This window comes from Rhodococcus sp. C1, from assembly GCF_020809065.1.
In the GTDB taxonomy this organism is placed as follows: domain Bacteria; phylum Actinomycetota; class Actinomycetes; order Mycobacteriales; family Mycobacteriaceae; genus Rhodococcus_F; species Rhodococcus_F qingshengii.
The window spans coordinates 3,577,426-3,583,515 of the sequence record NZ_CP078080.1; the positions used below are offsets into that span (position 1 = coordinate 3,577,426).

A 6,090-nucleotide genomic window follows, 5' to 3' on the forward strand; every position below is an offset into this window, starting at 1 on the left:
CCTCAGTCGACGCGCGGACCGGTTTCGATCTGCGGGACTTCAATCGATCGATACCAACTGTCACGCGAGCGGGCCATGCCGCTGGCCCCCCGATCCCCTGGTTTCACGGCCAGAACCTGATGAATCGTAAGCCTGTGCGGCTCCTCGAAACCCAGGGCACTGGCAGCGAGATACAGCAACCAGGTACGCACCCGGGGAGCACCGACCTGTAAGACCGATGCGTCCCAGTTCTCGCGAAGGTTCTGCACCCATGCGCGCAGTGTCAGTGCGTAATGCTCGCGCAACGCTTCGCTGTCACGCGTCTCGAAACCCGAAAGTTCCAGCGCATCAATGGTTTTACTCAAAGGAAGGATCTCACCGTCCGGGAAGATGTACCTGTCGATGAAGCTGGGACCGTCATCGACGTTGTCCGACAACGACTTCACCGCGGCGATGGCATGATTGAGCAGACGACCCTGCGGCACGAGCAGGTCGTAGAGTTTTGCCGTGTACACCGGCAAATTGACCAGGCCCACGTGCTCGGACATGCCGATGCTCGAAATCGCGTCGTAAGGGCCGTCGTCGACGTCGCGGTAGTCCTGCACCCGAATCTCGATGCGATCGGTCAAACCCGCGTCGGAAACTCGCCCCTTGGCGTATTCGACCTGCTCGTTGCTCAGCGAGACTCCGACGACGTCGACGCCGTAGTTCTGGGCGGCGTGCAATGCCATCGATCCCCAACCGCAGCCGACGTCGAGCAGTCGCATTCCCGGCTTCAGATCGAGCTTGCGGCAAATCAAGTCCAGCTTCGCGTACTGAGCAGCTTCGAGAGATTCGACACCTTCCGGCCAGTATCCGCACGAATAGACCATGCTCGGCCCGAGGAACAGTTCGTAGAAGCGATTCCCGACGTCGTAGTGATGGGAGACAGTCGCCGAATCGCGTGATCTACTGTGCCGCTTGCCTCGCTTACTACGCATCTCGATCGCCGGGGGTGACGGTGGTGGACCCACCGCTCCCAAGCCGGCGAAAGTACCGGCGGCGCGAACAATCGAGCGCAGCGGCAACGTCGACAAACGATTCTCACCGAGCCGCGTGACCAGTTCCGGAACGTCGAGGAGCGCGAAGATATCGCCGTCTACGTCCAGATCGCCGGAAACGTACGCCCTCGCCAGCCCTAATTCGTTGGGAGAGTAGAGGACCCGCCGTAGGGCACGCCGATTCCGGAAGTGAACCTGCGCAGCGGCGTCCGGTGGCCCTGCCTCCGAACCGTCCCAACATCGCACGCGAACCGGAAGCGGAACCCCGATCACTTCCTCGAACACCGTCAAAATCTTGGCCGCGGCACCAGTCACTGATCAACCCTCCGACAAAAGATGGTTAGCCGATGACAGAAAACTTACGCCCGATTCGCGAATCTTTCGCGCCATTTGTCCGAGTTTTGGACAGTGTTCATCGCGGTTTCGGTATTCATCGCCGAGTTCAGGGTTCCACCATTCCGGCGAGGAATTCCACCAGCAGTCTCTTCGTGACCTCACGTGGCAGCGATTCCACTGCCGCGAGGACGGCCGCCATGTCCAAGGGAGAATCGGAAGAGCCCCGAGGATCCAGCCCCGCCGACGTCAACGCTGCCGCGACGGCGTCACTGGGCAACGCAAGAACATCGGCGACGGTGACATCGCCACGTTCGAATGCTCCGGCCAACTCTGCCAGGGCCGGCGGCGCCTCGGCTTCCGCCGAGCCGCGAACGTCGTCGGCACCGAGGACGAGTGCGCTGGTCAACTCGCCGAGCACAGATTCCGTCACCGGGGTGACGGTGAGGTGGGTTGTTCGAGGCAACGTCGTCCCGTCAGGTTGCGTCGACGCCGGCTGCCCTTGAAGGACGAAGCCGCGAGCACCGACAGCGCTCACCCAGCGATGCGGATCCACTCGCCGTTCGAGCGGCACGGAATCGTCGGTAGCGACCGCGAACAGTGGTCCCACCGGCGAGCCCACGACGCGAAGACCCTCGATTGCCTCGACCGTGCCGATCAGTGCACGAGTGGCCCGCTGCGCCCGGGACACCAATTCGGCGTACCCGGATTGCCCGAGGACTTGCGAAATCGCCCAAGCACCGGCAAGAGCAGCAACGGATTTGGAACCGAGAAGCGTGGGATTGACCACCGGGTACCCCGGCCAGTCCGTGAGTCCGAAATACTGCTTGCGATGCAGATCTCGCCCTCGGTGCAGCAGGACCGAAACGCCTTTGGGCGAGTATCCGTACTTGTGGAAATCGACCGACATGCTGGTGACCCCGGGCACCCGGAAATCCCAGGGTGGCAGATCACCCCACCACGGCAACGCAAGCCCACCGATGCAGGCGTCGACATGCAGTGGAATCGAATGTGCACGAGCAACTTCCGCGACATCGGCGATCGGGTCGAGCGCCGCGAACGGGTAGCTGGGCGCGGAGACGACGATCAAGACCGTGTCTTTCCGAACTGCCGTCGCAATATCTTGTGCGCCGACGCGCCCCGACGTGGGATCTACTGGTACCAGGATCAGTTCCAGTCCGAGCAGGTGAGCTGCCTTGTGGAAAGCGGCATGCGCGGTGGTCGGAAGAACCAGCGAACCCTCACCCGGCGGGAGCCCACGGAAGTCGCGAGCTGCCTTGACGGCCAACACACAACTCTCCGTTCCGCCGCTGGTGACATTGCCGACGACTACGCCTCCGGCGTCTGTATCTGAGGCTGGGTCTGAAGCTCCATGGAGGAACTCGCGTGCGAACGCAACCAACTCACGCTCCATCACCGCGGTGGACGGGAACACCGTCGGGTCGAGACCGTTGACCGGCTGAACCAATCGAGCTGCGTCCGCTGCCAACTCGTCGAGCGCTGCGAGGCCGCTGTCGTACACGTACGACAGAACCCGGCCTCCGTGCGTCGGAGCGTCCTGCTCGCGAAGCGAACGCAACCGACTCAAGATGTCGGCCGCCCTCTTCTCGAGGTTTGCGCTCTCGACGATCTTGCCCTGAAGTTCCTCGGCCCGAGTGGAACTCATCGTTCACCTTTCGTTCTCGTGAGTGGATTCTTGTTCGGTGCGGTAATTCCGCAATACGACCAGGCTGATCGCAACCAGGATCGCCGGCACGACCGAGAAGCCGAGGGCAATTCCGGTCAGCGCCGATTCCGGTTGCACGACAGCCTCGCCCGCAGTTTTCGAAACGAAGCCGGTCACCGCGAGTACACCCAAGAACACCGCGGGTCCCAGGGCAAGGCCTGCGGTTTCCGCGGCGGTCCAGATACCACTGAGCGAACCACCGCGTTGGCGCCCACCGATTCGCGCGTCGTCCTCGATGACGTCCGGAAGCATCGCCAGCGGGAACACCTGCATGCCGGCGTAGCCGACGCCGGCAAGCGCGACGGCACCGTAGATCCACGAACCCGCGTCGACAGCCGCAAGCGTCAACAACGCCGTGGCGACGACGAACAGAACCGAAGACACCACGTAACCGCGAAGCTTTCCGTACCGATGCGAGAACCGGTACCACAGCGGCATGACGACGAGAGCTGGTCCGACGAGTGCAACGAACAGACCGGTGAGCGCACCTTCGTTGCCCATCACATAGGTCGCCAGATATTGCGCACCCGCCAACATCACAGCGGTGGCAAGAGCTTGGAGCACAAAGACGATGACCAGCAATCGGAACGCGCGGGTACGTCGTATCGCGTCGAACCCGTCCCGGTACTGCGTGAGCAACGAGCCGACCGGCGCGTCCGCGTGAGTCACCGTGTGGCGCGCGGCTCCGCGAACTGCCCAGATCATTGCCCCGCACATCAGCGCCGACACCCCGATCGCCATGACCAGATAACCGCGTGCTCCGCCCCCGGCAGCGTCGCGTAGCTCGGGTCCGCCGGCGCCGATGACCAGAATTGTCAGGGCCAACACCGCAATTCGAACCGATACCAACCGGGTGCGCTCGTGGTAATCGCCGGTCAACTCGGTCGGCAACGCGATGTACGGCACCTGAAAGAGGCTGTAGGCACTCGCCGCGAGCAGGAAGAAGACGAGCACCCACATCGCCCCGACTCCGGGGCCGGCCGACACCGGGGCCGAGAACGTGAGAATGAAGAGCAACGGCAGTCCCAGAGCGCCTGCGAGCATGAGTGGCACTCGCGTACCGGTTCGATGAGAGCTTCGGTCGCTGATCGACCCGATCAGCGGATCGATCAGGACGTCGGCGATTTTCGGGACAATGACCACAAGCGACGCGAGCGCCGCGGCAACGCCGAGCGTGTCGGTCAGGTAGTACGCCAGTACCAGACCTGGCAGAACACCGAATCCACCCGTACCGACACTTCCCGCTGCGTATCCGGCCACCACACCACGCGAAAGCCTGTCGGGCGATCTACCTTCACGAAGACGTACCGGTTTGTCTGTAGTCACCGTCCACACACTAATGTCACGACTTCGTACCGCGAGGGCAAAAGAATCCCGATGACCAGAAGTCGCTCACTCGGACGGGCCTGGCATGCCAGACTGTGACCCGATTCGCACACGAAACGAAGGTCTGAAGACGATGGTTGACCCACTGCGAGAGATCTGGCCTCCGTACGGAGTCACGATCACGTGTGGGCCCATCACCTTGCTCCCTGTGCGCGACGATCATTTCCCCGAACTCACTGCGCTGGTCCGAGCCGGCATTCACCCTGCCGAACAGATGCCGTTTCTCGTCCCCTGGACGGTGGGCACTCCCGACGAAGTGTCGCGAAGATTCATCCAATACCACTGGTCGGTCCGCGGAGCGATGACCATGACCGACTGGAAATTCGAAACAGCCATTGTCGTCGACGGAGAAATCGTCGGCTGCCAGGCGTTCGCCGCGACGGACTTTCCTACCAGTCGTACCGGTGAAACCGGCTCGTGGATTGGACGCGGGTTCCAAGGCCGGGGTGTCGGCACTCTCGCCCGACAGGCAATCTGCGCATTCGCATTCGACTCTTTGGGTGCACGAAGCGTCGTGTCGTCGGCATTCACGGACAACCCCGCCTCGATCACGGTGTCCACCAAAGTCGGGTACCGCGCAGACGGCACAGTAGAGGAGTTGGCTGCCGACGGTCGCATGACCGTGCGTCGTCTCTTCACCCTCAGCCGCGAAGATTTTGTCGCACCGCCGTATCCCGTCGAAGTGACCGGCGTGCGCGCGTTCAAGACGATGCTCGGCATCGACTGAGCGAGCTCCACGTGCACAGTGACAACCGAAAGAGCAGCGACAACCGAAAGAGCAGCGACAACCGAAAGACCAGTGACAACCGGAAGACCAGACACATGGAACCCTCCGACATGATGGCCGCAGTCACCTCGTCCATGCGCGACCGTACCGGGCACACCCTCGAAGAATGGGTTGAGGCCGTACGGACGTCCGGGGTCGACCCGCTCGATCAGAACGAAGTGCGCAAGTGGCTGAAAGCAGAGCACGGTGTACCGCAGAATTCGCAGTGGGCAATTGCATTCGAGACTGCCGAACAGTCCGGATGGGTGGAGCCGACCGTCGAGCAATACATCGACCAGCAGTACAGCGGCCCGAAGGCAGCACTGCGGCCGATCTTCGATGCAGCCCGACGTCTGATCGAAGAACTCGGAACCGATGTTCGGGTCGAAGGCCGCGGAACCTACACGCCCTTCGTTCGCGCTCGCCAATTCGCCGCCATCGCAGCGGCCACCAAGGCCCGAGTCGACCTCGGACTACGTTTTGTCGAGGCCCCCGAATCCGAACTTCTTGTCCCGGCCAAAGCTCCCGGGCAGTCGACCCACAAGATCGGGCTCAGCAGCACCGCAGACGTGAACGACGAAGTCGGATTGCTGACAGCGATCGCGTATCAACAGAACGGCCGGTAGGTCGCTCACTCACCGCCACGCAAACGCACCTGCAGGCTGCACGAAAGTCCCTGTCCTCCTTGTCGGAGAACAGGGACTTTCTTCACCGCGGGGGAAGGTCGCTGCGACGTGTCAGCTCAGGCCGAAGAGCGCGCCGATGATGGTCCGAGCAGCCTCGAAGAGCGCGTCGACGGACGGAACACCGATTTCAGAGCTGATGGAAAAAAGGGAACCCAACATACGATCCTCCGGAGA

Annotated in this window: 5 protein-coding genes; 2 read left to right on the top strand and 3 right to left on the bottom strand. The window is 62.3% G+C overall.

Annotation, left to right across the window (positions count from 1 at the left end):
• Window positions 1-2 precede the first annotated feature (2 nt).
• From KTR60_RS16325 to KTR60_RS16335, 3 genes are all read right to left on the bottom strand, one after another.
• On the bottom strand, window positions 3-1,334 hold the full coding sequence (locus tag KTR60_RS16325; RefSeq protein ID WP_063316114.1) for an SAM-dependent methyltransferase: 1,332 nt from the start codon (window positions 1,332-1,334) through the stop codon (window positions 3-5).
• Window positions 1,335-1,461: 127 nt separating this feature from the next.
• Window positions 1,462-3,018 carry a pyridoxal phosphate-dependent decarboxylase family protein gene (locus tag KTR60_RS16330; protein WP_228401041.1) on the bottom strand — a complete coding sequence of 519 codons (1,557 nt, stop codon included), beginning with the start codon at window positions 3,016-3,018 and terminating at the stop codon, window positions 1,462-1,464.
• 3 nt (window positions 3,019-3,021) lie between these two features.
• The gene (locus tag KTR60_RS16335; RefSeq protein WP_193595237.1) at window positions 3,022-4,413 is read right to left on the bottom strand and encodes an MFS transporter; all 1,392 of its coding nucleotides are present in this window, start codon (window positions 4,411-4,413) and stop codon (window positions 3,022-3,024) included.
• Window positions 4,414-4,537: 124 nt separating this feature from the next.
• On the opposite strand from KTR60_RS16335, the gene KTR60_RS16340 reads away from it, so the two are divergent.
• The gene (locus KTR60_RS16340) at window positions 4,538-5,191 is read left to right on the top strand and encodes a GNAT family N-acetyltransferase (RefSeq protein WP_180279627.1); all 654 of its coding nucleotides are present in this window, start codon (window positions 4,538-4,540) and stop codon (window positions 5,189-5,191) included.
• Between the two features lie 95 nt (window positions 5,192-5,286).
• Window positions 5,287-5,856, top strand: coding sequence for a DUF5655 domain-containing protein (locus KTR60_RS16345; RefSeq protein WP_054827764.1), 570 nt, complete (start codon window positions 5,287-5,289; stop codon window positions 5,854-5,856).
• The last annotated feature ends 234 nt before the right edge of the window (window positions 5,857-6,090 follow it).

What these genes read in the sequence shown, in the direction of transcription:
- KTR60_RS16330 (WP_228401041.1), bottom strand. Translation starts at nt 3,018, where the DNA reads ATGAGTTCCACTCGGGCCGAGGAACTTCAGGGCAAGATCGTCGAGAGC.
- KTR60_RS16340 (WP_180279627.1), top strand. Translation starts at nt 4,538, where the DNA reads ATGGTTGACCCACTGCGAGAGATCTGGCCTCCGTACGGAGTCACGATC.
- KTR60_RS16345 (WP_054827764.1), top strand. Translation starts at nt 5,287, where the DNA reads ATGGAACCCTCCGACATGATGGCCGCAGTCACCTCGTCCATGCGCGAC.